The following is a 23,112-nucleotide window of genomic DNA, read 5'->3' as shown; positions in this document are numbered from 1 at the left end:
CTGTCCGGAACTTGCTCCTCGCCGGCAGGACTTCTCCAGCGTGCACCCGATCAGGGCGGATCCAAGAACACAATCCGGCAGTGTGCACAACCCGCCAATATGTGAATAGTAAAAATTTCTAATTTGTTCGGGTCAGGACAACGACACATCGGTATTGGCACCGCACAGCACAATGACAGGTCGTTCATCCGGCGCGGGAACATACACGCCGCTATGGATAGCGGCCAACGCAGCGGCACTGGTCGGTTCGACCAGAATGTGGAACTCACGCCACAGGTACTCCCGCGCCGCACCGATCGCGTCGTCACTCACCGGTAACGACCGCACATCGTAACGACGCGCGATGTCGAGGGCGATATCGCCGATCCTGGTGGGGCCCAAAGAGTACATGGCAGGGCCGGGACCGACGACATCCACCGGGCGATCCGCCTTCAGCGCCGCCCGGAGTAGGGCAGCGCCCTCAGGCTCGACCCCGATCACCTGACGGCGGTGCCCGAGTGCAACCGCGATTCCGGCGACCAAGCCGCCACCCTCTACCGCGGCCAATACAGGTGGTCGCCCTCGCACCTGCTCTTCGAGTTCCAGCCCGACCACCCCTACTCCGGTGATCGCGGCGGGCAGGTCGTGGGTATGCAACAGTACCGCGCCACGCTCGGCGGCGTGATCGCTCGCATATCCCAGTGCCTCCGCGTAGCTGGTTCCACGCCAGAGCACCTCGGCGCCGTGTGACCACATCGCGGCGACTTTCGTGTGCGGCGCTGTCTCCGGCACAACTACGGTGCATGTCTTGCCCAATCGCGCGGCGGCCAGCGCAGTGGCGATACCGGTGTTCCCACCGGAGGCGATAACAACCTCATCGACGCCATCTCCCGACTCCAGCAGCGCATTCAAACTGCCACGTACTGTGAACGTCCCGCCGTGCTGAAGGTATTCGAGCTTCATCGTCACCGGCACCGGACCCAACGGACTGGAGACAGACGTGTGGAAGACCGGTGTCTTACGGATCAGCCCGACTGTCCGCCTGCGCGCACAGCGCACGTCCGACCGCTCCACAGGCATGTGTCGGGGGACCGTGGTGGCGCGTTCACTCACTTACGCAGTTCTCCATCTCGCTTGGCCAGCTCGGCGAACATCGCGTTGTGTGCGGCGAGAGCGGCATTGTTGTCACGATCGGCGGCTCGATCGGTGCGCTTCGCAAGCCGCTGATCGCTGCGAGACCATTGGACCAGCAGCGCCACCATCACCACAACCAAGGGGATCTCACCACTTGCCCACGCCAGGCTGCTGCCGTTGCGTTGATCGCCGAGCAGATCATTGTTCCATTCCAGTCCTAAGCCGCGATAGAACCAGCCACCCAGCACCGTGGTCATGCTCATCAACGTGATACCGAAGAACGCGTGGAACGGTAGCGAGCCGAATACCATGGCAAGCTTGGTCAACGGCTCCACCTGCCGAGGTTTGGGATCGATGCCGATCACCACCCAATAGAACAGATATCCGCTGATCAGGAAATGCACATTCATGAACAGATGGGCCGCGTGCGAATCGGTGTACGTGTCGAAGATACCGCCCAAGTACAACGCGTAGAAACCAGCGACAAAGATCACTGAAGCCACGATGGGGCTGGTCAGAAAGCGCGACACCGGGTTGTGCACCGCGGCCAGCAACCACTCCCGCGGCCCTGGTACGCCGCGGTCCGCCGGCGGCAGCGCCCGCAATGCCAGTGTCACCGCCCCACCCAGCGCGAGCAGGATCGGCACCAGCATCGACAGCGCCATGTGCGCCCCCATGTGCACGCTGAACATCGCAGGGGAGTACCGACCGACCCCAGACGATGTCGTGAACAACAAGACCGCGCAGCCGGACAACCAGGCGATCGTCCGCCCTACCGGCCATGCGTCTCCCCGCATCCGCAACCTGCGCACGCCGAGCATGTACAGCACTGCGAACACGATCGCCGACGTGCCGAAGAGTAGATCGAACCGCCAGTCGAACAACAGCCTCGCGAGTGTCGGAGGTCCTGCCAGGTTGTAGCCGAGTTCCACCTCGGCGACCGTCGGAATCGATACCGGCGGTGGCGGTGGTGTGCGCCCGAGCCCCACCGCGAGTCCCACAGTCGCGGCGAAGAGCACCACCTCCACGCCCGCGAACCGAATCAAAGCCGAACGATTCGTTGGATCCGCTGTGAGCGCAGGCAGTGCGGCACGACGCTGTAGATAGCCGAACGCGCCCAGCACCGCGAGCGCAGCGGCCTTGGCCAGCACCAGCCTGCCGTAGGTGCTGGTGAGCAGCTCGTCCAGCGGCACACGGACCCAGGAGTTGATCACGCCGCTGACCGCGATCACAGCGAATGCGATCGCCGCAGTCCAGGAGAAACGTCGTGCGGCCACATCGGTGTACGCACCGCCGCGCATTGCGTGTGCCAGTACGGCGAACAAGCCACCGACCCAGATCGCGAAGGAGACCAGGTGCAGTATCAGGCTGTTGGTGGCGACATCGTGCGCCCCGCCGGAGGAGGAATGCCCGGTCAACGCCAACGGCATCATCGTGAAGATCGAGGCGCCGAACAGCACCGGCGTCCAGCCCCAGCGCAACGCCAGCCTGCACCCAACCGCGACGACCAATGCGAACAGCACAGTAATACGCCAAGCGCCGGCCTGCTCGACCTGGTCTATCACCCGCCACAGGCCGGGACGCAGTATGTCGCTCATTGGCTGACCAGTGGTATCCGACACAGTCAACGGCACAAGCAGTGCCGCGCAACACGCCCAGATCAGCGCGAAATTCGACGCTCGGCGCAATGCCCGGTAGCCATCGACATCGAGCAAGCCGTTCCGCTGCGGCGGCACCAGGAACGAAGCGAGCAACAGTGACCCGACGGTCAGCGCCGCCGATAGATCGGCCAGCGCACGGACAGCAGGCAGGCCATACGTAGTCAGCGGTCCGGGGTCGGGTATGCCGAGAAGAGTCAAAGCCTCCGCCGCTGAAAGTCCCACCACCAAGGCCGCGACCACAGCCGCGATCGCACCGGCCACCGCGGTGAACGCAGCGAACGACACCCCGGGCCTAGCAGCCTCTGCTTCGGGGGCGGCGGACTGGACCTGGGCTGACGACATACGACTGAGCGTAGTTCGGGGAATATTCCGTAGCCCGGTCGGGTTTGGGCCGATAGTCTGAGTGGCGGATCATTCAGAGATGCGTCGACTGGAGTGCGGGCATGGCGAGAACGTTGCCGGCGGACATCGCCGATGCCGAGAACCCGGTATCTGGACAGTCGCTATACTTGCCCCGCTGGACAGCCCGGTCGACGTCAGCCATCGTTGACCCGACTGCCTCCGTAGCTCAGTTGGATAGAGCAAGGGCCTTCTAATCCCTAGGTCGCAGGTTCGATTCCTGCCGGGGGCACTGAACCCCTGGTGACCCGTTCAGAACGGGTCACCAGGGGTACTACCCACCGAACGCAGAGTTCACACCCGCAGAGTTCACACCAAGGAATCTCCCCGGGAAAGGCCACCCGCACACCACTAAGCCATGGCCACCTGGCCGATGACCGGACTCAGTGCTCTGATGTCTCGCCGCCCAGCGCAAAGATCAGTTCGTTCCTATGCACTCAGAGTCCTATGCACTCAGAGTTTCTGCGAGTGCTTCACTCGGTATTGGAGTCCGATGGCCGCTGTTGATTTCCGGGTACACCTACCTGACTTAGAACGTATGATGCTGCTATCCGCGCGACTACTCCGGGCTGGATATTCTTACCGAGCTGGGAGTCGAGGGATTCGTAGTGCCGGGTCCACTCGATCAGGTCGGAGTCATGTCCGCCGCCGATGTCGTGGATACTATTCGGATGCGCTGGTTTAATTTCCCGCTGGAGCAGTAATAAATACCGAAAAATCTAGGAGAATCTGCGCGACTGTGTCCGGCAAACTTATCTACAGTGTCATACATGGCTAGTCGATGTTCACTGGCGCGATAGGGTTCGCTTGCACGGTGAGACATGACGTCAGCTAGAATTGCCGAAGAGCAATACACGCACGAGCGTCCCATGACAGCTGTCCGATCAGGGTGACACTGATACATCCGGTCGAGGAGGTATAACGTGCAGTTCGAGTCCCCATCTCTCGAACGAGAGCGGCGGGGGGTGGAGCAGCCACCTCGGCCCCGAATATTCCCGTACTCGAAAAATGGCGAATTGGGCCTTATGTCTGTATAAGCATCTCGACGGCGATGAACAGCTGCTCCCACTCGCCGGGAAGCGCAGTCGTGGAGCGGAGAGGCTATCAGCACTATGACCAGGATCGCTGTGACCGGCGCCTCCGGAGATCTTGCCACTGTGCTCATACGGGCACTGGCGGGATCCGCCATGGTCGATTCGGTGAAGGCGTTTTCGCGTCACCCGCCCCGGGTTCGACACAGCAAAGTAGAGTTCATACAGTACGGGTCTCTCTCGGAATTGACCACACAGCACCTGACCGGCACTGATTGCCTTGTTCATACGGCTTATGTCATCAAAGAGCCGCGAGATAAGCAGCAAGCTCGAAAAGTAAATGTCGAAGCAGTAGAATCCATTGTCGACCTCGCGCTGAACGCAGGTATCGGCCATATCATCATCTTCTCGAGCATCAACGCGTACGGTGTCACCTATCGCGCGGGTCAGTGTCTGGACGAATCGACCCCTGTACGACGATCCCCCGGCAAATTCTATTTCGACCAAAAAGCAGAGATGGAGTTGCTGCTCGAGGACAAGTTACGCCGCGATGAAACTCTCGCGGAACGTCTCTGCATACTGCGACCGACCTACGTCGTCGGACCAGATATGGACAACTCCGGTGTGCGGATGTTCAGACATAGAGTGATCGTTTATCCGCGAGCGTCATCGGCTGCGTATCAATTCCTTCATCAGGATGACTTTGCTGACGCTATGATCAAGATCATCGAGCAGAGATGCTGCGGCGTGTTCAACATCGGGCCTCGGGGATATGTGACGGTACGCGAAATCGCTGATCTAGGAGGGAGTTTGTGCGTGTCTGTTCCGCTGGCGCCCTCGGAACGAGTCGTCGATCTCCTGTACCGGATCGGAATCATGCCCCTCTCCTCCGAGTGGGTGACGATCGGTGAAGCAACGGTGACCTCGGAACGTCTGGAAAAGCAGATCGGCTGGCAACCTATGTGGTCCTGCGAGGAGGCGGTAGCGGTTAATTCTGGACGTAAGTGACATCAGAGCCGACACGCGTCATCGATCCTGATCATGAAGTTGCGATACCACCACCGACGACCACCCTGAGTGCATGGTTTCGGACCGAGCACCTGATCATTCTGCTTCAATTAATGTATGTGCAGGTGGATGGCCTATTCAGGAGAGCCCATCCTGGCCGAGGACCTTCTGTTCCGGCCACGACATTCACTGATCGACCAGAGCCTGCACTCGACACTCGGCGAGACGACCACGAACGGTGACGGCTTCGGGATCGGCTGGTACGGCGAAGGCTCTCAACCTGCGGTATTCAAGAACATCGAGCCCGCGTGGAATGACCGGAACCTGCGGGAGATCGCGAGCCAGGTACGAACGCCGTTGTTCTTCGCGCATGTGCGCGCCTCGACCGGGACCGAGGTTCAGCGCAGCAACTGCCATCCGTTCCGATACGGCCAGTGGCTATGGATGCACAACGGCGGGTTTCGTGGTTTCCGCACCATCAAGCGGGATCTGATGACGGCGATCGCCCCGGCCTTGTTCGCCGATATCGAGGGTTCGACAGACTCGGAATTACTGTTCTTCCTGGCACTGACATTCGGCCTCGGTGACGACCCTTTCGGCGCGGTCGCCCGCGCGGTCGGCATGGTCGAGGCGGTCGGCCGATCGTATGGAGTTCCCGCCCCGGTACAGATGACCGTCGCCACCACCGATGGCGAGTCCATGTGGTTTTTCCGCTATTCCAGCCAACGGCAGACCCGATCGCTGTTCTACTCCACTAGTAGCTCGGTGTTGCGCGCACTGCATCCGGATATCGAGGATGCGCACCATCTGAGTGAGGAAATCCGATTTGTGGTCTCTGAGCCACTTGGCGATCTTCCGGGTGACTGGACCGAAGTCCCCGAATCATCGGCCGGTGTCGTCCGCCCTGGCCGAGGCGAAATTCGGCCCTTCGAACCGGTTGTGCCCTGACCTGGGTCAGGAGAGTTTCGAGGACGGAGAGGCGATGGCTTCAGCCAACGGTGCGATAGCGGACATGATGTCGGCGACAGTATCGCCAGGAACCCCGGCAGCGGCTAGAGACTGTTCGAGGTGGTGTGCCACCAAGCCGAAATGGTGCATGGTGATGCCTCGCCCCTGGTGGACCTGCTTCATCGAGGTTCCGGTATAAGAGATGGGGCCGCCGAGAGTAGCGGCGAAGAATTCGACCTGCTTTCCTTTCAGCCGCGACATGTTCGTGCCGGTGAAGAAGGCGGCTAGTTCCGCGTCGGCGAGAACTCGGGTATAGAAGTCGTCGACGACGACCTCGAGCGCCTCGTAGCCGCCGATCTTGTCATAGATACTGGTGGTTTTCGGGCTCCTTCTGAGCCGTGTGAGCATATACATAGCTACCAGGACATCAGCTGGGCATTGCCTGTCTATTAGTACGATGTCGCAGATAAATCACCTTGTTCGCATCTCGGTTACCCATTCCGCACCACCGCGAAGAGAAAGCTGTGAGTTTTCGGCAACACAATGTACCGCTTGCTTATTTCAGCCGCACACCGACTCGACCGCACCGGTGAGCAGCTCGACACCGTGATCGATCTCGGCATCAGTGGCAGTCAATGGTGGCATCAGCTTGACCACTTCGTCGGCCGAACCCGAAGTCTCGACGAGCAAACCGCGGTCGAACGCGGCGTGGGCGACCTTCTCCGCCTGTGATGTGTCGTCGAAGGCGACACCATGCACCAGCCCGCGGCCACGCGTGGTGATACCGGGGAACGTCGCGGCCAGCTCGCTCAACGCCAAGCCGAGCCGCTCCCCCTTCACTGATGTGGCGCGTTCCAGCGCAGAATCGGACCAGTAGTGTTCCAGCGCAATGCGCGCAGTGACGAAAGCCGGGTTATTACCTCGGAAAGTTCCATTGTGCTCGCCCGGCGCCCACTGATCGAGCTCAGGCTTGAACAATACCAACGCCAGCGGCAGGCCGTAGCCACTGATCGATTTGGACAAGGTGACGATGTCCGGGACGATGCCCGCGATCTCGAAGGAGAAAAAGGACCCGGTCCGACCACAGCCCATCTGCACGTCATCGACTATCAGCAGGATTCCTCGCGCGGCACAGAGCTCGGCCAGGCCGCGCAACCACTTCGCGCTCGCGACGTTGATACCCCCTTCGCCCTGCACCGTCTCCACAATCACCGCAGCAGGTCTGTCCAGCCCCGAAGACGGGTCGTCAAGCACGCGACGCATCCAGAGCAGGTCGTCGGCGACACCCAGGTATCTGTCGTAGGGCATCGGCATGGCGTGCGCGAGCGGCACCCCAGCACCTGCCCGTTTCGCCGTGTTCCCAGTAACCGAGAGGGCACCCAGGGACATGCCGTGGAAGGCATTGGTGAAGCTCAACACAGTCTGCCGTCCGGTGATCTTCCGCGCGAGCTTCAATGCGGCCTCGACAGCGTTCGCGCCGGTCGGCCCAGGAAACTGGATCTTGTAGTTCAGCCCGCGCGGATCGAGGACAATATCGCGCAAGGATTCCAGCAGGCCCCGTTTGGCCACGGTGGACATATCGAGTCCGTGGGTGATGCCGTCCCTGGTGATGTAGTCCAGCAAGGATCGTTTGAGCACGGGATTGTTGTGGCCGTAGTTGAGCGAGCCCGCTCCGGCGAAAAAGTCCAGATACTCTTTGCCGTTCTCATCCCGCAACCATGCTCCGCTCGCGGTATCGAAGATGGCGGGCCAGCAGCGACAGTACCCGCGCACATTCGATTCGAGAGCCTCGAAAACAGTCATCTCAGTGATGGTCATCGGCCATCCTCACTCTTGGTGCGCAGACTCCAAATATCTGAAGTGATAGTGTTTCTAACACTGATGGCCGCGCGACGATGCGCTTTTCCCAAAACTGCGCGAAATCCTCCATTCACTCGGGCCAGCAAAGCCGTCGCATGCGCGTCATACTGGAGTACGAGTAGGCAACCCTGCCATGGGAAACGATTCCACGATGCTGTCGGCTATACGACTCCGGTAAGCGCTGGATTCTGCGCCAATCTAAGCTACCGGTCGTCTTTCGCCAGTCCGGTTTCACGTGGTCACACCCACCGAGGTGTGACTGATTCTCCTACTACACACCCTCGGCAGGCTCGACATGGAAGCAGCATCGGGGTGTAGCCGCTGCCTTGATGCGTGAGAGCATCGAGAGAATTTGCGAGTGTGTGCTTGTCGCAATCCAAGGTCGCCTGGCGCATGCTGAGGTACGACTAGCTCGGCGGCTGCCGCCGGTGTCCACCGAGGCCTCGTAGTGGCTCGACCGAGCCGAAGGGTCGGGTATTCGTCCCGTATAAGCCCCACGTACGCCTGAACCCGGATAAACCAGCATTGATGCCCATCGCAAAGTCATAGACGCCGCGCGGAGCAGCCAATAGCCACTTGATCAACCACATCCATCGGGAGAGTGTGGGGTGGAGATCGCCTCGTACGCGGATCGGGGTGGTGGGCGCGACAGGCTTCCCAGACTCCATGAGCGATGCTACTTCCGGTTACTTGCACCACACCGCAACCAGCACGGTATATCCTGATTGTCGCGTGTCAGACTGTCTGGAAACGGCACGACTCGTACCAATAAGCCAACAGAGCGTGTGCACAGGCCACTACGGCCAGGACATCTGAATCAACGCCGGAGTCTTCGACTCGGCTGCGATACCGACGGGTGGCCGAAATCGCTCAGGCCCGACTGGTTCCCGACAACTGATCGGCCGATCAGACCGGTCCGCTCGACTGAGCCGAATAGAGGCTGACCTCGCCGTCTTCTCCGAGGAAGGCATTGACCAGCATTGTCCTGGTCGCCAGCAGCTCGTCCGCGTCCGGCACGACAGTGGTGATCGAGATCTGCGGTACGACCGCCCAGTTGACCACATACCGCTCCGGCGGGCCCTCGTCGTCGGAAAGCCGGGCAAGGCGGAAGACCGAGACGGTCTTGCGGACGATGAGAGTGCGCACGACCTCCGCGATTCGCTCGGGGTCTTCCAACGCGAACAGGAAGCCGAATGTCAGCTCAGGCGAGGACACGTAGGCGGGCACGAATACCGAGGTTAGCCGATCGGATGACCGTGCGCGGTCATGGCCCCGATACGATTGCCACTCATACGCCCGACCATTAATAGGTACGTATCGGCACACAGTAACGGGTGACCGATCCGTAACGGAATATAACAATTTCCCGGCAGCTCTCCTATCTGCACACCATGCTATTGCGCGGATTCGGATATCGCGCTTTCCTGAAAGTGTCTCAATTTCTCGGATCCGTCTTCTCGCGCATCGTCGAGGATTTTCCGACGCCTCCGCTCTATAGGTGGCTATGGGATGACATTCGGGTGCGGGACTACGCTGGACCGTGGGGCGCTCCTACCCTCTAATCCCCTCGGTCTCGGCGTAGCCAAGGTTCTGATTTTTCGCAGAGGTTATGCCATGCCAACCGAATACGCACAATGCAGCTTCACGGCTGAAGAGCTGCCCCCACCGGCCGCGCTGCTTCGCGCATTTCGTGAACCGGGCGCTGCCGAGCAGCAACGCCACCATGTATTGCACGCCGCTCGCGGGCTCGTCGAGTGCCATGAACAGCGATGTCGAGCGCTCGAGTGCCTGCACACCCCCGGCGCCTCCAGCGCACATGTCGCGGCATACAGTCAATTGCTCGAGGGCATCGACGGTCAGCGTGCCGAATGGGTCGGATACATCGACTCATGGGTCACCGCCAACATACAACACCGGACAGGTGCCTCGATGCACACTGAGTCGCTCGGCGCGGTCATCGATCGGATAGCAGCTAAGTGGGTTGCCGCCCAACGGTTTTTGACCGAAAATGGGAAGACTCGGCCGCACTCGGCACAGGGGGACGAGGAAGCCCACCTGCATTGGACCAGGCTCGCCGAACTGATCGACGGCTACCAGGATCTGATCACCGACGTCATCGAACACCGACGTCGGCTGCCAGTGTGGTGATCCACCCTGGTCGCAGGCTGTCGCGTCCGCCCCCGAGTGCCACGGCAACTGCTCGGTTCATCCGATCGCACCGGCGATCCGTATGACGAACTTCTGGCCGGCCCTGTGGTATCGCCAGTAACAATATTGGTGATACCACCGGCATGCCCGGCACAGAAAGATGTCAATTATTGAATTACTTTCCCGAAGCTTTCGAATTACTCGAAAATTCCCATACCAGCATCATTCATCCGTTTCCGGCACCCCCTGGAAAATCCGAGCGATGTCTCACTCTCAACGCCATGCAACGATGCGAACGCAGAGTATTTTGCGGAAAATTTTCGGACGAGATGATCTCCGGCGCCCTCGGCACTGGCCGGGCAACGCCCTCCGGTCACCGAGGTCGAGCCAGGAACACCAGCGCCTTGGTTCCAGCAAATCGGCGATCACGCCACTCCGGATTTTCCGGGAATCGAGTCGGCGCGGCCTTCGACGATCGAGTCCGGTGACCGGACCGGCAACAGCACTATGAGTCCGGCCGCGAGCACCACAAGCAGGCCGGCGATGCCCGCGCGATCCGCATCGAACAGCCAGACGAACAATCCGAACAGACTCGGCGCGAGGAAGGACACCGCACGTCCTGTAGTCGTGTACAAGCCGAAGAGTTGTCCTTCGCGCCCCACTGGGGCGAGCCTGGCCAGGAACGAACGCGCCGCTGCCTGCGCTGGACCGACAAAAACAGTGAGCAACAACCCGAAGACCCAGAACAGCAGCGGGCCGGAGACGACAAGCAGTACGAGCCCGCAGACCAGCATCGCGGCAAGAGATACCACGATCACGGCCTTCGGCCCGACACGATCGTCGAAACGGCCCGCGACAATCGCCCCCAGCGCTGCCACCACATTGGCGGCTATACCGAACAACAGCACATCCGAATCGGCGATCCCATAGACCTGAACGGCCAGAACCGCCCCGAAGGTGAACACCCCAGCAAGGCCGTCACGGAACACAGCACTGGCCAACAGAAACCCGACCGTGCGGCGATCCGCACGCCACAGATCACGCAGATCGCGCCAGAGCACCCGGTACGAACCGAAGAACCCGGCAGCAGCCACGCCTGGACCAGCACCGACTCGCGGCGATTCCGGCACCACGAACAGAACCGGTAGTGCGAAAGCGGCAAACCAGACTGCGGCCAGCACAACGACCAGACGGATATTGAGCCCGTTGTCGGTCGGCACCTCGAGCAGGCCGCGATTGTCCCCCTCTCCGGAGATAAAGCCGAAGTAGCAGATCAGCAGCAAGACAATGCCACCGAAATATCCCATCGCCCAACCGAATCCGGATATCCGGCCCACATTCTGCGGTGTGGACACCTGCCGCAGCATCGCGTTGTAGGGCACATTGGCCAACTCGAAACAAGCCGACCCGAATGCGAGGAGAGCCAGGCCGAGCCACAGATCGTGATAGTCGTCGTGCACGAAGAACATCAGCGCCATCGCCACAACCGTCAGCGTGGTCAGCACACCGAGGGAGAGTTTGCGCTTCGCCGAGGCGTCGAAACGCTGGCCGCTGATCGGAGCGGTCAACGCCACGAGCAAGCCCGCGATACCAAGTGCCCAGGCCAGCCAGGCGCTGGCGGAAATCCCACCGGGTAGGTCTGCGCCGACCTTGTCGGTGAGATACACCGAGAAAACGAAGGTGAGGACAACGGCGTTGAATGCCGCGGAGCCCCAATCCCACAGCCCCCACGCCATCGCTTGCCCGCGCCCAGCAGCCGACCCGATAGCTGCCCGCGCGCCTACCTCGGTCATGCCGCGCAGCATAGCCGCCATATCCGATTCAGGTGTGTTGCGCCTGGCAGCCCACCATACGAACCGGACACGCGGCCAGGAACAATACAGGCGCAGAATTAATATGCAACTAGTTGCATATAGAGGTATGGCGCGGCTACGCTCACCGCATGGCACTCGAGCACGCGCTGCTGGTATCGCTGACCGAGCGCGCTGGCTCGGGATACGAGCTCGCGCGACGCTTCGACAAATCCATCGGCTATTTCTGGAGCGCGACCCATCAGCAGATCTACCGCGTTCTCAAACGGATGGAGAAATCCGGCTGGGTGCACAGCACAGCAGTGGCACAAACGGGCAAACCAGACAAGAAGGTGTACTCGGTGAGTCCAGAAGGCCGCACCGAACTGGCTCGCTGGATCGCCGAACCGAGCAACTCCGAGACGCCGCGCAACGAGCTCGCAGTGAAAATCCGTGCCGCTGCCTATGGCGATATCGTCGCCTTACGCACCGAAGTAGCCCGCCACCGGGACCGGCATACCCATCGACTCGAGCTGTACTCGCACATCCAACAACATGATTTTCCCGCCCCGGATCAGCTCACCGGGACGGCCCTGCACCAGTATCTCGTCCTCCGCGCGGGCATTCGCGCGGAGTCGGGGTTCATCGAATGGTGCGACGAAGTCCTGCAAGCCCTGCATCCGCACGCACCGCACCCGCGGGTATCGGCTTCGCACGCGGATTGACGGAGAAAGGCGACCGTATCCATGAGTTCCTTCCCTCACCTGCTCGAGCCGCTTGATCTCGGCTTCACCACCCTGCGCAACCGCGTGGTGATGGGGTCGATGCACACCGGCCTGGAGGACCGCGCCTGGGATACCAACAAGCTGGCCGCCTACTTGGCCGAACGCGCACGCGGCGGGGCCGGCCTGATCATCACCGGCGGATACGCGCCCAACCGCACCGGCTGGCTGCTGCCGTTGGGCGCGAAGCTGACCAACAAGACCGAGGCATACCGGCACCGGACGATTACCAAGGCGGTACACGAGCAGGGCGGGAAGATCGCTATCCAGATCCTGCACGCCGGCCGTTACTCCTATATGCCGGGCAGTGTATCGGCCTCATCGCTCAAAGCCCCGATCAATCCATTCCGGCCCCGCGCACTCTCGGCCAAGGGCATCGAGCGGACTATCGACGACTACGCACGCTGTGCGAAACTGGCCCAGTTCGCCGGTTACGATGGCTGCGAGATAATGGGCGGTGAAGGCTACTTCATCAACCAATTCCTCGCGCCGCGCACCAACAAGCGCACCGATGCGTGGGGCGGATCGGCACAGAACCGGCGCCGGATCGCGGTGGAGATCGTACGCCGCACTCGCGCCGCGGTCGGTCCGGACTTCATCATCATATTCCGACTATCCATGGCCGAACTGGTGGAGAAAGGGCAAACTTTCGACGAGATCGTCACGCTGGCTAAGGAACTCGAAGCAGCCGGGGTGAATATCCTCAACACCGATATCGGCTGGCACGAGGCGCGGGTGCCTACCATAGTCACCTCGGTACCTCGTGCGGCCTTCGTGGAGTTCACTGCGAAGGTCACCGCACAAGTGAATATTCCGGTCTGCGCATCGAACCGGATCAATATGCCCGAGGTGGCCGAGGAGATCCTCACCCGCGGCGATGCCCAGCTTGTTTCGCTGGCCCGCCCGCTGCTCGCCGATCCGGAGTGGGTGAACAAGGCCGCGCAGGATCGAGTCGACGAGATCAACACCTGTATCGCTTGCAATCAAGCCTGCCTGGACCACGCCTTCCAGCGCAAAACCGTATCCTGCCTGCTCAACCCGCGCGCAGGCCACGAGACGGAGCTGAAACTGCTGCCGACGCGGCGCACCAAGCGCATCGCGGTGGTCGGTGCGGGACCGGCTGGGCTGTCAGCGGCAGTAAATCTCGCCGAACGCGGCCACCACGTCGAGTTGTTCGAAGCCGATGACAAGATCGGCGGCCAATTCGATATCGCCCGCCGTATCCCCGGCAAAGAAGAATTCGACGAGTCCATCCGGTACTACACTCGAAAGCTCGAGCTCACCGGCGTCACCGTGCATCTGAACAAACGGGTCGGCGCCGATGAACTCATCGCAGGACGCTACGACGAGGTCGTGCTCGCCACCGGTGTACAGCCACGTATCCCCGATATCCCTGGCATCGATCACCCCATGGTGCTGTCGTATGCCGAGCTGGTTCGCGAAGAGAAGCCGGTCGGTAAGCGCGTTGCCGTGATCGGTGCGGGTGGCATCGGCTACGACGTGAGCGAATTCCTCACTGTCGAAGGACATCCCACACTCAAACTGGACGAATGGAAAGAGGAGTGGGGCGTCACCGCCGAAGACGAGCAAGCCCCAGGGCAGCTCACCACCCCTCGCCCAGCCCCTGCCACCCGTGAAGTCGTTCTACTACAACGCAAGACAACTTCCTTCGGCAAGGACCTCGGCAAGACCACCGGCTGGGTACACCGTGCCGCGCTGAAGTCCAAGGGCGTAGAACAGATCGGTGGCGTGAACTACGAACGCATCGACGACAACGGCCTGCACATCAGCTTCGGCGAGAAACGCCAACGGCCCCAGCTGATCCCGGTCGACAACGTGGTGATCTGCGCAGGACAGGAATCCGTCCGCGATCTGGAGGCCCCACTGCGAGCCGCCGGTGTCAGCCTGCACCTCATCGGCGGCGCCGAACTCGCCGCCGAGCTCGACGCCAAGCGGGCCATTGATCAGGGCACCAGACTGGCCGCCCGGCTCTGACCGACCCGGCGGCCGGGCAAGAACACTCGGCCGCCGTCTGCGGCGGCAGGCACAACCCTGGCAATACGCCGTATCGCCTAGGCTGCACCAGGTGAGCCTGCCCTCCCCTACCTCAGATAACCGCGCGGTCGTCACCGGAGCCTCTTCCGGCATCGGTACTGCGCTCGCCGCCGAACTCGCCACTCGTGGCTACTCGCTGATCCTCACCGCCCGCCGCGGTGAACTGCTGACCGAGCTCGCGCAGCGACTGACCCTGGCCCACGGCATCACCGCGGAAGTGCGGCCCGTCGACCTGGCCGACCGTACCCAACGTGCCCAGCTGGCAGAGGAACTGACCGCTCGCGATATCGCCGTGCTGTGCAACAACGCGGGCATCGCGACTTTCGGCGCGGTCGCCGAACTCGACCCGGACTACGAGCGTGCGCAGGTGGAGCTCAATACCGTCGCGGTACACGATCTCACATTGGCTGTGCTTCCCGGCATGATCGCCCGCGGCGGCGGAGGGATTCTTATCAGCGGCTCCGCGGCGGGCAACATGCCGATCCCGAACAACGCCACCTACGCTGCGAGCAAGGCATTCGCCAACACGTTCTGCGAGTCACTGCGTGGTGAGCTGAAGGGCTCCGGGGTGCATGTCACCCTGCTGGCTCCTGGCCCGGTCCGCACCGAGATCCCGGACCCCGCTGATGCCTCCATCATCGACCGGATGGTGCCCGACTTCATGTGGGTTTCCTCGGAATACACCGCCAAAGTCTCCATCGACGCTCTCGTACACAATAAAATGCGCGTGGTTCCCGGGCTGATCAGCAAGGGCATGAGCGTGGCGGGGCAATACGGCCCGCGAGTGTTCACCGCGCCCATCGCAGGCGCGTTCTACAAGAAACTCGGCAACTGAGCGACCTGCCGCGAACTACCACAGACCATGCGAAATCAGGCGACGCACCGAAACGGGTGGACCTGGCATAGCACAAGTGTGGCGACGCGATCCGGCTAATGTTGCTCGAGTGAGCGACAAGTACATGGTGTGGATGGATTGCGAGATGACCGGCCTGCGCCTCGACAGCGACAAATTGATCGAGGTGGCCGCACTGGTGACCGACAGCGATCTCAACATCCTCGGAGAGGGCGTGGACATCGTCATCCACGCCGATGAAGAGGCGCTCGCCGCGATGCCCGCGGTGGTCGCCGAAATGCACGCGCGGTCGGGCTTGACCGATGAAGTTCGCCACTCCACCATGAGCTTGGCCGAGGCCGAACAGCGAGTACTCGACTATGTCCGCCAGCACATTCCCACCCCGCGCACCGTGCCGCTGGCGGGCAATTCGATCGCCACCGACCGTGGCTTCATCGCCAGGGACATGCCACTGCTGGATGCTCATCTGCACTACCGGATGATCGATGTGAGCTCGATCAAAGAACTATGCCGCCGCTGGTACCCACGCATCTACTTCGGCCAGCCGGAAAAGGGCCTGAGCCATCGTGCGCTAGCCGATATCCAGGAATCCATTCGCGAACTGAAGTACTACCGACGCACTGCATTCGTTGCCCAGCCCGGCCCCTCCACGACCGACATCGCTGCGGTCGCCGCGGAGGTCAGCACAGAACAGATCGAATCAACCCAGGTCGACGGCTCACCAGAAACTGATTAGGGAGTTAGGGGGGTAACGCGCTACTATCTAGCCCGCCGGTTGTTCACCGGCAATGGTGAGCGTAGTTCAGTTGGTAGAGCACCAGGTTGTGATCCTGGCTGTCGCGGGTTCGAGTCCCGTCGCTCACCCCATAGTGGCCCAGACGCCGGAGAGCCCTCAGCGTCTGGGCCACAGTCCTGTTCAGCCCCCCGCCTGCCCCTTTCCGAGCCCGGCCCGCACTCGTCACAGACACTACAACGCATCAGAGCAGCACGGTGTCCACTGCTCATTGTGATATAGACGAATATCCTCCAGAACCTGATACAACACTCGAACACACTCATAGACTGCATGGGAGGGTGGCGTCGCCAGAGCATCCTCCAAGTTCGACTAGAAAGACACCTCGTGATGCGTTCCGCGGTTATCGCAGCCTTCGTCGGCGCCACTGTTCTGACCGGGTCCACCGGAACCGCGGCCGCGGCCATCGACCTTCCATCGATGCCCGAGTCCGGCTCGGCATCAAGTGGCTCAGCAGCCGGGCTGGTCACTACCGGATCTTCTGGCACCGGTTCGGCGGGCGACAAATTGCTGTGTGCCGCCACCGGCAGCGCATTCGCCCTCATCGGTGATTCCTACCTGAACTGCGACGCACTGAAGCCCTGAGAACCCCGGACGGGCCACCAGATCTCTGGTGGCCCGTCCGGGGTTCTCCTACTTCGACTCAGCGGTTGTCGTCCGCGTTACCGGCCTTCCAGACCTGCCATGGAATATTCCAATCACCCAAGCCGTCCACACCGGACAAAGTGCCGCCCACAGTGTTCTTCACAATCGCGATATCACCGCGTTTGGCATTCTGATACACCCAGCGCGCATTCTCCGGGCTGAGATTCAAGCAGCCATGGCTGGTGTTGCTATAGCCCTGCTGGCCGACCGACCACGGTGCCGAGTGGAAGAAAATGCCGCTGTAAGACATTCTCGTCGCGAAATCCACCGGAATCCGATAGCCGTCCGGTGAATCGACTGCCACGCCATAGGTCGAGGAGTCCATGATGATCTGCTTGTGCCGATCCGAAACGATGTAGATGCCATTATCCGTGGGTGTGCTGTCCTTGCCCATCGAGGTCGGCATGGTTCTGATCACCTGACCGTTCCGCTCGACGGTCACCTGCTTGGTTTTGTCGTCCGCGGTGAAGACCATCGCGTCGCCGATGGTGAAGAACGAATGAATGTCGTCCTGACCGTACAGTCCGTTACCCAGATCTCGCCCATAGACACCCACATCGATAGTGACCTTGGTCCCTGGCGCCCAAAAATGCTCCGGCCGCCAGCGCACCTCACGGTTGTTCAACCAGTAGAACGCGCCCTCCACCGGCGGTTCAGTGGTGATCTTGATCGCATCCTGCGCAGCCCTTCGGTTGGGGATGTTCTCGTCGAACTGGATGGCCACTGGCTGGCCGATGCCGACCACCTCCCCCTCACCCGGAATCAGGTAGGGCTTGGTCTGGTTGTCCGGCGAATTGGTAGTGAAACTCAGCGTCGCGGAATTCGCACCGCCGAGCCCGATAGCATTGGCCTGTAACCGATAGGTCTTGCCGTAACCGAGTACTTCGGTGGTCGCCCACGACCGCCCGTCTGCGGCCAGCTCGCCGCTCACAGCCTTGCCCTGCGGGTTGAGCAAAGTCACGTCCGTGAACTTGCCGTCTTCCACTCTGAAGGACATCGGCATGATCGGAGAGACCCCCACCTCACCGTCCTTGACCGGAGACAACAGCTTGGGCTTGATCAATTCCGTAATAGGGTTGCGGTCGATAGCCACCTCGGCCGCATCCTTGGTGTTGAACGACGAACACCCCGCTAACGCCAATGTGGCAATGACCACCACGATTACCGGCCCTGCGATATCTCGTATCGACCAACCTGCAGCCGACTTGCGCCGACCCCGACCAATGTTCATCTCAACCCCGTTTCAAGTCTCGGCGCCCTGGAACGCACCGATGGCCTCAGATACCAACCGCCACGCTGCCCACCCCTCCGTACCACGCGCGGTCGAGACCATGATCGGACATTCTGCCAGCAGGACACCTCCAGACCAATGTGAACACCACGCCCGTCACTGCAGCGTTACATCCGATAGATCAACTCCCCATGCCCCGCATCACCACCTCAGGGAGAAGTCACATCCACACGGTTCAGAACGCGATTTCCCTTCTTCGGCCTTAGCCTGTTAAGGTTTGTCCCGCGCCAGAACACGGCGCAAGCGCCATTAGCTCAATTGGCAGAGCAGCTGACTCTTAATCAGCGGGTTCGGGGTTCGAGTCCCTGATGGCGCACCATCAGTAGAGCGACAGCACCCGACGGTCACGTAACTCGCGGGGATCCAGCAATGCGCTCTCCACGGCCGATCAAGCGCTTCGTCCCGCTCGGACAAGTTCGGCGGCGAACGGTTTTCGTTCGAACACCGTGTAATCGACGGCCGCACCCGGATAGTCGCGAACGCCAAGAGACCGAACCAGTCATGGAAGAGCTCGTCGGCCGGCATCAGCCACCTGGACTGCCGCTGCAGTAAGGCAGTAGGGACACACCACCGCACCGGACATCAAGTCGAACTTCACTCCGCTGAACAGCATCGGCGAATAGCTACGCCAGGCCCGAAACCAGTGCAGGCCATGGAAACCACAGCGTTCAAGACTACCGGACCTCGGAGTAGCAACTGATGGCCCAACGGGTTCGGCCATAGAACTGACAGAGATACCAACGGGCACCTTCGTCTATGACATCTGCCATGAACGCCGATACCTCGTGGGGCGCCTCCGTAGAGCAATACGGACAAACAGATGGAACCTGCCCCCACATGGCAGCCCATGCCAGTTTTGCAGGTTGCGCAAATGACGGTTCCGGATATGCTGTTGCAGTGCCGTTCCAGCCGGAGCAGCTCGCGGTCACACCCAAACGCCATGCCATTGCAGGGACCTGTTGGGCGAGTGGTCAGGAATCGCCTTTGGCGGTAGATCCGTCCGATTTCACAGTTATCGTCGGCTGGATCATCTGCGCATTCCTCAAAGTTACCCGCGCGCATCCCTCATGAAGAGGGGTGAGTTCTACCTGGACGCGAAAGGACAATCGGTGACGGTGAGCTCCGACCAACAGAACCGTAGCTGGAAGATCGGCAGTGTGCAGTTGGATGCGATTCCCGGTCCTCCGGGGCAATCCGCGATGTTCCGGCTGCTGGATATGGATTCGGCATTGGTGATCGAGCTGCGCGGCTGTCAGCCACGCCGGCTGAATGCTCAGATGTTGACATGGCTTGCCGAGAACGAGCCTCGAGTACGGTCAGCTGAGGAGGTGCTCGGTTTCGCGGGGCAGCTCCAAGACGAGGGTTGCACATGTCGCAATGCGCTGTGCGAGGCGCGGCTCTGATATAACCGCCCCGAACTCGGTGGGTTCTCCACCAGCGCAATCCCGTAGCGGTTCGCCGCCTATACCGGCTCACCGAGGCCATGAGACCAGCAGCGCATACTTCGACACCATTGCACGGCGCACTTGTGGTTCATAACGAGTACGCTGCGGTGATTCAGGACACCGGAATTCTCGTGACCTCAGTGTGTCTTGCACTTTTTCTTATTCAAGACAAATGTATCAATTCGAACATTTACCCCCAGGGGAGATGGGCGCACCCAGTTCTGTAACTAAAAAAAATTGTGCTCAGCAACACGTTTAACAAAGCAGCAAATGCCCTGCACAAGGCACAATTTCGCCTTCACCTGCCAACTGATTCAAGATCACTGGAACTATTTGTTCTATAGCTGTTCACTTTGTGTTAACTATGTGTGACCATTCTGAAACCAGGTCACGGAACGACCTGAGGTTCGGCCGAACCGAAGAGTCGCAAATATCGATTCGGTAACAGCCAGATGGATGGCGGTAGTCAACCACGCGGGCAGCGGAGCAATGAATCCGGCAACGGATCCGCAATCTTGGTCTCTCCGCCCGTCTCTTTCGCATCCACGATGCGAAGCTCCGCGCGACACCGCGGCCGAGGCTACGGACCGGCGAGCCGGCACCACATGCGGAACGTTCGCGCTACGAGGACAGGAGCGTTCTCACAACAGAACCACACAACAGCACATGGCCGTTTCGGCGAACGATCACGAACGTGCGCCGCAGAATCCGTGCTGCCCGAACGCGGCCGGATAGAGCAAGTCCCCGATCAAGGAACCGATTCGCAATGTCCGACAGCCGCATTCCCTCCCACCGCGCCTCCTCCCACCGCGCCCCGTCTCACCGCGCCCCGTCCCACCGCGCCCCGTCCCACCGCGCCGCCCCGTCCTCCCGACGCCCCTCGCTCCGCGGCACCGTCGCCGCGGCAGCTGCGGGCATCGTGGCCGTCGCCGTATCTTCCGCGGTGGCCATGAATGATGACAGCGATTCGTCTCGCATCGCCGTGATGGCCGAACAGCAGCCGGCCACCGCCAAAGCACCGGCCACCACCAAGACACCAGCCACCACCAAAGCACCCGTCGCCAAGCCAGTGGCGGAAGTAGTCGCCGCGCCCGTTTCCTATGGGAACAATCTGGACGGATGGATCCACGAAGCTCTCGACATCATGCGGGCGAACAACATCCCAGGCTCTTACCACAGCATCCACCGCAACATCATGCGTGAGTCCACTGGAAACCCGAGGGCCATCAACCTGTGGGACTCCAACGCCGCGGCAGGAACTCCATCCAAGGGTCTGCTCCAGATGATCGAACCGACCTTCAACGCCTATCACGTCGCGGGAACTTCCTGGAACATCTACGATCCGGTCGCCAACATCGCCGCCGCATGCAATTACGCAGCACATCGCTATGGCTCGATGGACAACGTCAGCAGCGCGTACTGAGCCAGCAGTACCGAACCAGCCTCCCAGCATCGTCGACGGGGAGGCTACGGCGCGCTTCGGTCAGTTCACCCTGAGTTCGGTTAAGGTCGATGCACCCGACCTGTGAGATATGCCATGACCGACTACGCACACAACGCCGCAGCCACCGACAGCCGTGCCGAGAAAGCCCGAAGGCTGGCAGGCTATCTCTGGCACCGCGGCATCACCGGAACCGAGGTGCTCGCGATGCCGACACCCATGCGACGCAAAGTGGCCAAAGCCGCCGCGACCAATCCACCGAGCACCGACGAAACCTGGGTGATGGTGGCGTCATTGCTGGACGAGAAAGACGGCTGGGCCGCACGGCAACCCGCGCATCCGGCAGCACGACGCGAGCACACCGACGAGAAGCTGCTCTGGGTGAAACCTCCGATCAAGCCTTGGTCCTGATCGCCGAGCTCCGGCTGATCAGACTCGAGACTCGGCTGTCTGCCCGACTTCGGCAATTACCTTGTCCGCGAGCGCGCGTAGCGCCCGAGCCTCCGCTGTCGACATCGGCTCGATGAACACGCGGCGGACCAAGTCCGCATGGTTCGGCGCGGCTCGCTCCAATATGGTACGCCCGCTCGATGTGAGCTGAACAATGATGCCTCTGGCATCCTCCGTCGCGGGCCTACGCTCGACCAGCCCACGGGCATCCATTCTGGCCAGGTGCTTGGACAACCGGCTCTTCTCCCAACACACCTCGGTGGCCAGCTCTTTAGCGCGCAGACAGCCATTGGGCGTCGCGGACAATGCCACCATCAACTCGTAATCCGCCAAAGACAGCCCGTCCTCGGCCAGTCCGGCGGAAATCGCACCGTCCAAACGCTGGCGCAGTCGCACATATGCCTGCCAGGTCTTCTGCTCGTCGTCGCGCAACCACTGGACCATGGAGTGAAGTGTAGCCACTTTTGGTTGACACGGAAACAAAAGTTTCAAGAGATTCCACTGGCTCCAGCCTTGTCTGTTGACAAGACAGCGAGCCGTCACAACAGTGGATGCGGCGTCCGGCCGGGCGCCCAATCGCCACAGTAAACATAAACGTACAGAGGGATATATGAACGTTCGCCGACTCACTGTCAGCGTGGTCGCCGCAGGGCTGACCTTTTTGGCCGCACCCGCTGCCTTGGCTGCCCCGCCCGGTACTGGTTCCGCGAGCGGTTCCGCCGGGATCGGTTCCTCGGCCATCCCTCCACCCGGTACCGGTTCCGCCGGGACCGGCTCCTCAGCCATCGACACCGGCTCAGCTATGACCGGATCAGCTGGTCTGACACAATCCGGTTCGGCAGGTGGGACCTTCGCCAACTGTGATGCGGCCCGCGCAGCCGGGCGCGCACCACTGTTTCGCGGAGAACCGGGCTACGGCCCGCACTTGGATCCCGACGGCGATGGCTTCGCCTGCCCGACGGTCTGAATCGAACCCCGAGGGTGGTGTCACCCGGTAGGCAATGCCGCGCCGGGTGACGCTGCTCCCGCTCAGCGGAAGAGCTTGAGCAGCACCAGCCCGACGAACAAGGCGCCACCGCCGATCAAACTGTATTTAACCTTGGGGTCGTTCAACTTCGCGACCACGATCTGCTTGGTGTCATCCGCGATCCGATGTGGATCCGTGCGCACCGCAAGCTCATCGAGTGTGCTCGCCAGCCGAGTGCGGGCAGCTTCGATATCCCGTTCGATCCGCTCGGTATCCCTTGCCACGTTTCAGCCTCCTGTTGTCGATTGCCGCGCCTGGGCCCGCTGATCACGTACATCAGGTAGTCCTCGGAGCGCCAAGGCGCGCGAATGAGTCTATCCACCCTGCCCAGAGGTATGAGGCCGCGCGGCCGACTCCCGATCCGGAGATTCG

The 23,112-nt window shown here is 61.2% G+C and carries 22 protein-coding genes and 3 tRNA genes; 16 read left to right on the top strand and 9 right to left on the bottom strand.

The annotated features are described in order from the left end of the window. Nucleotides 1-132: 132 nt before the first annotated feature. Together ACX4ZE_RS00235 and ACX4ZE_RS00230 are read right to left on the bottom strand one after the other, a co-directional pair. Nucleotides 133-1,092 (bottom strand): threonine/serine dehydratase, encoded by a 960-nt coding sequence (locus ACX4ZE_RS00235; RefSeq protein ID WP_480271194.1) that lies wholly within the window; start codon nt 1,090-1,092, stop codon nt 133-135. Beyond that, a complete protein-coding gene (locus ACX4ZE_RS00230; protein ID WP_480271193.1) occupies nt 1,089-3,116 on the bottom strand; it encodes a bifunctional copper resistance protein CopD/cytochrome c oxidase assembly protein in 2,028 nt (675 codons plus the stop codon). Before ACX4ZE_RS00230 ends, ACX4ZE_RS00235 begins: the two co-directional genes overlap by 4 nt. A 215-nt stretch (nt 3,117-3,331) precedes the next feature. Here ACX4ZE_RS00230 and ACX4ZE_RS00225 point away from each other — a divergent pair. The 3 genes from ACX4ZE_RS00225 (at nt 3,332) to ACX4ZE_RS00215 (ending at nt 6,160) form a co-directional block, all read left to right on the top strand. Beyond that, nucleotides 3,332-3,405, top strand: a tRNA-Arg gene (locus ACX4ZE_RS00225). Nucleotides 3,406-4,300: 895 nt separating this feature from the next. Then, the gene (locus ACX4ZE_RS00220; RefSeq protein ID WP_480271192.1) at nt 4,301-5,212 is read left to right on the top strand and encodes an NAD-dependent epimerase/dehydratase family protein; all 912 of its coding nucleotides are present in this window, start codon (nt 4,301-4,303) and stop codon (nt 5,210-5,212) included. Between the two features lie 129 nt (nt 5,213-5,341). Beyond that, nucleotides 5,342-6,160, top strand: coding sequence for a class II glutamine amidotransferase (locus ACX4ZE_RS00215; protein ID WP_480271191.1), 819 nt, complete (start codon nt 5,342-5,344; stop codon nt 6,158-6,160). Between the two features lie 6 nt (nt 6,161-6,166). Here the strand turns inward: ACX4ZE_RS00215 and ACX4ZE_RS00210 are convergent, their stop codons facing one another. The 3 genes from ACX4ZE_RS00210 to ACX4ZE_RS00200 form a co-directional block, all read right to left on the bottom strand. Then, complete coding sequence (locus ACX4ZE_RS00210) at nt 6,167-6,574, bottom strand: group I truncated hemoglobin (protein ID WP_480271190.1); 408 nt, start codon at nt 6,572-6,574, stop codon at nt 6,167-6,169. Nucleotides 6,575-6,721: 147 nt separating this feature from the next. Further along, nucleotides 6,722-7,978, bottom strand: coding sequence for a diaminobutyrate--2-oxoglutarate transaminase (ectB, locus tag ACX4ZE_RS00205; RefSeq protein ID WP_480271189.1), 1,257 nt, complete (start codon nt 7,976-7,978; stop codon nt 6,722-6,724). A 948-nt stretch (nt 7,979-8,926) separates the two neighbouring features. Continuing rightward, the gene (locus ACX4ZE_RS00200; protein ID WP_480271188.1) at nt 8,927-9,247 is read right to left on the bottom strand and encodes a hypothetical protein; all 321 of its coding nucleotides are present in this window, start codon (nt 9,245-9,247) and stop codon (nt 8,927-8,929) included. Nucleotides 9,248-9,634: 387 nt separating this feature from the next. Between ACX4ZE_RS00200 and ACX4ZE_RS00195 the strand changes: the two genes are divergently transcribed. After that, nucleotides 9,635-10,168, top strand: a complete 534-nt coding sequence (locus ACX4ZE_RS00195; protein ID WP_480271187.1) for a DUF4254 domain-containing protein — start codon at nt 9,635-9,637, stop codon at nt 10,166-10,168. 425 nt (nt 10,169-10,593) lie between these two features. On the opposite strand, the gene ACX4ZE_RS00190 is transcribed toward ACX4ZE_RS00195, so the two are convergent. Beyond that, nucleotides 10,594-11,961 carry an MFS transporter gene (locus ACX4ZE_RS00190; RefSeq protein ID WP_480271186.1) on the bottom strand — a complete coding sequence of 456 codons (1,368 nt, stop codon included), beginning with the start codon at nt 11,959-11,961 and terminating at the stop codon, nt 10,594-10,596. A gap of 149 nt (nt 11,962-12,110) precedes the next feature. On the opposite strand from ACX4ZE_RS00190, the gene ACX4ZE_RS00185 reads away from it, so the two are divergent. The 6 genes from ACX4ZE_RS00185 to ACX4ZE_RS00160 all read left to right on the top strand — a co-directional run bounded on the left by ACX4ZE_RS00185 (nt 12,111) and on the right by ACX4ZE_RS00160 (nt 17,026). Further along, the gene (locus tag ACX4ZE_RS00185) at nt 12,111-12,683 is read left to right on the top strand and encodes a PadR family transcriptional regulator (RefSeq protein WP_480271185.1); all 573 of its coding nucleotides are present in this window, start codon (nt 12,111-12,113) and stop codon (nt 12,681-12,683) included. A gap of 21 nt (nt 12,684-12,704) precedes the next feature. After that, the gene (locus tag ACX4ZE_RS00180) at nt 12,705-14,735 is read left to right on the top strand and encodes an FAD-dependent oxidoreductase (protein WP_480271184.1); all 2,031 of its coding nucleotides are present in this window, start codon (nt 12,705-12,707) and stop codon (nt 14,733-14,735) included. Nucleotides 14,736-14,826: 91 nt separating this feature from the next. Beyond that, on the top strand, nt 14,827-15,630 hold the full coding sequence (gene cmrA, locus ACX4ZE_RS00175) for a mycolate reductase (protein WP_480271183.1): 804 nt from the start codon (nt 14,827-14,829) through the stop codon (nt 15,628-15,630). Between the two features lie 109 nt (nt 15,631-15,739). Next, the gene (orn, locus tag ACX4ZE_RS00170) at nt 15,740-16,384 is read left to right on the top strand and encodes an oligoribonuclease (RefSeq protein ID WP_480271182.1); all 645 of its coding nucleotides are present in this window, start codon (nt 15,740-15,742) and stop codon (nt 16,382-16,384) included. Between the two features lie 55 nt (nt 16,385-16,439). Then, a tRNA-His gene (locus tag ACX4ZE_RS00165) sits at nt 16,440-16,515 on the top strand. A gap of 253 nt (nt 16,516-16,768) precedes the next feature. Then, a complete protein-coding gene (locus ACX4ZE_RS00160; protein WP_480271181.1) occupies nt 16,769-17,026 on the top strand; it encodes a hypothetical protein in 258 nt (85 codons plus the stop codon). A gap of 58 nt (nt 17,027-17,084) precedes the next feature. Here ACX4ZE_RS00160 and ACX4ZE_RS00155 read toward each other — a convergent pair whose 3' ends face one another. Then, on the bottom strand, nt 17,085-18,317 hold the full coding sequence (locus ACX4ZE_RS00155; RefSeq protein ID WP_480271180.1) for a L,D-transpeptidase: 1,233 nt from the start codon (nt 18,315-18,317) through the stop codon (nt 17,085-17,087). Nucleotides 18,318-18,620: 303 nt separating this feature from the next. Between ACX4ZE_RS00155 and ACX4ZE_RS00150 the strand changes: the two genes are divergently transcribed. The 5 genes from ACX4ZE_RS00150 to ACX4ZE_RS00130 all read left to right on the top strand — a co-directional run bounded on the left by ACX4ZE_RS00150 (nt 18,621) and on the right by ACX4ZE_RS00130 (nt 21,674). After that, nucleotides 18,621-18,696, top strand: a tRNA-Lys gene (locus ACX4ZE_RS00150). A 449-nt stretch (nt 18,697-19,145) separates the two neighbouring features. After that, on the top strand, nt 19,146-19,448 hold the full coding sequence (locus ACX4ZE_RS00145) for a hypothetical protein (RefSeq protein WP_480271179.1): 303 nt from the start codon (nt 19,146-19,148) through the stop codon (nt 19,446-19,448). Continuing rightward, the gene (locus ACX4ZE_RS00140) at nt 19,445-19,780 is read left to right on the top strand and encodes a hypothetical protein (RefSeq protein ID WP_480271178.1); all 336 of its coding nucleotides are present in this window, start codon (nt 19,445-19,447) and stop codon (nt 19,778-19,780) included. Before ACX4ZE_RS00145 ends, ACX4ZE_RS00140 begins: the two co-directional genes overlap by 4 nt. An 808-nt stretch (nt 19,781-20,588) precedes the next feature. After that, nucleotides 20,589-21,245 (top strand): transglycosylase SLT domain-containing protein, encoded by a 657-nt coding sequence (locus ACX4ZE_RS00135; RefSeq protein WP_480271177.1) that lies wholly within the window; start codon nt 20,589-20,591, stop codon nt 21,243-21,245. Nucleotides 21,246-21,359: 114 nt separating this feature from the next. Next, complete coding sequence (locus ACX4ZE_RS00130; RefSeq protein WP_480271176.1) at nt 21,360-21,674, top strand: hypothetical protein; 315 nt, start codon at nt 21,360-21,362, stop codon at nt 21,672-21,674. 18 nt (nt 21,675-21,692) lie between these two features. Here the strand turns inward: ACX4ZE_RS00130 and ACX4ZE_RS00125 are convergent, their stop codons facing one another. Next, complete coding sequence (locus ACX4ZE_RS00125; RefSeq protein ID WP_480271175.1) at nt 21,693-22,157, bottom strand: MarR family winged helix-turn-helix transcriptional regulator; 465 nt, start codon at nt 22,155-22,157, stop codon at nt 21,693-21,695. A gap of 166 nt (nt 22,158-22,323) precedes the next feature. Here ACX4ZE_RS00125 and ACX4ZE_RS00120 point away from each other — a divergent pair, with 166 nt between their 5' ends. Beyond that, nucleotides 22,324-22,680 (top strand): excalibur calcium-binding domain-containing protein, encoded by a 357-nt coding sequence (locus tag ACX4ZE_RS00120; RefSeq protein WP_480271174.1) that lies wholly within the window; start codon nt 22,324-22,326, stop codon nt 22,678-22,680. 62 nt (nt 22,681-22,742) lie between these two features. Here the strand turns inward: ACX4ZE_RS00120 and ACX4ZE_RS00115 are convergent, their stop codons facing one another. Continuing rightward, nucleotides 22,743-22,964 (bottom strand): DUF3618 domain-containing protein, encoded by a 222-nt coding sequence (locus ACX4ZE_RS00115; protein ID WP_480271173.1) that lies wholly within the window; start codon nt 22,962-22,964, stop codon nt 22,743-22,745. Between the last annotated feature and the right edge of the window lie 148 nt (nt 22,965-23,112).

This window comes from Nocardia sp. TBRC8007 (genome assembly GCF_056629435.1).
This window is presented reverse-complemented; position numbering and strand designations above follow the sequence as displayed.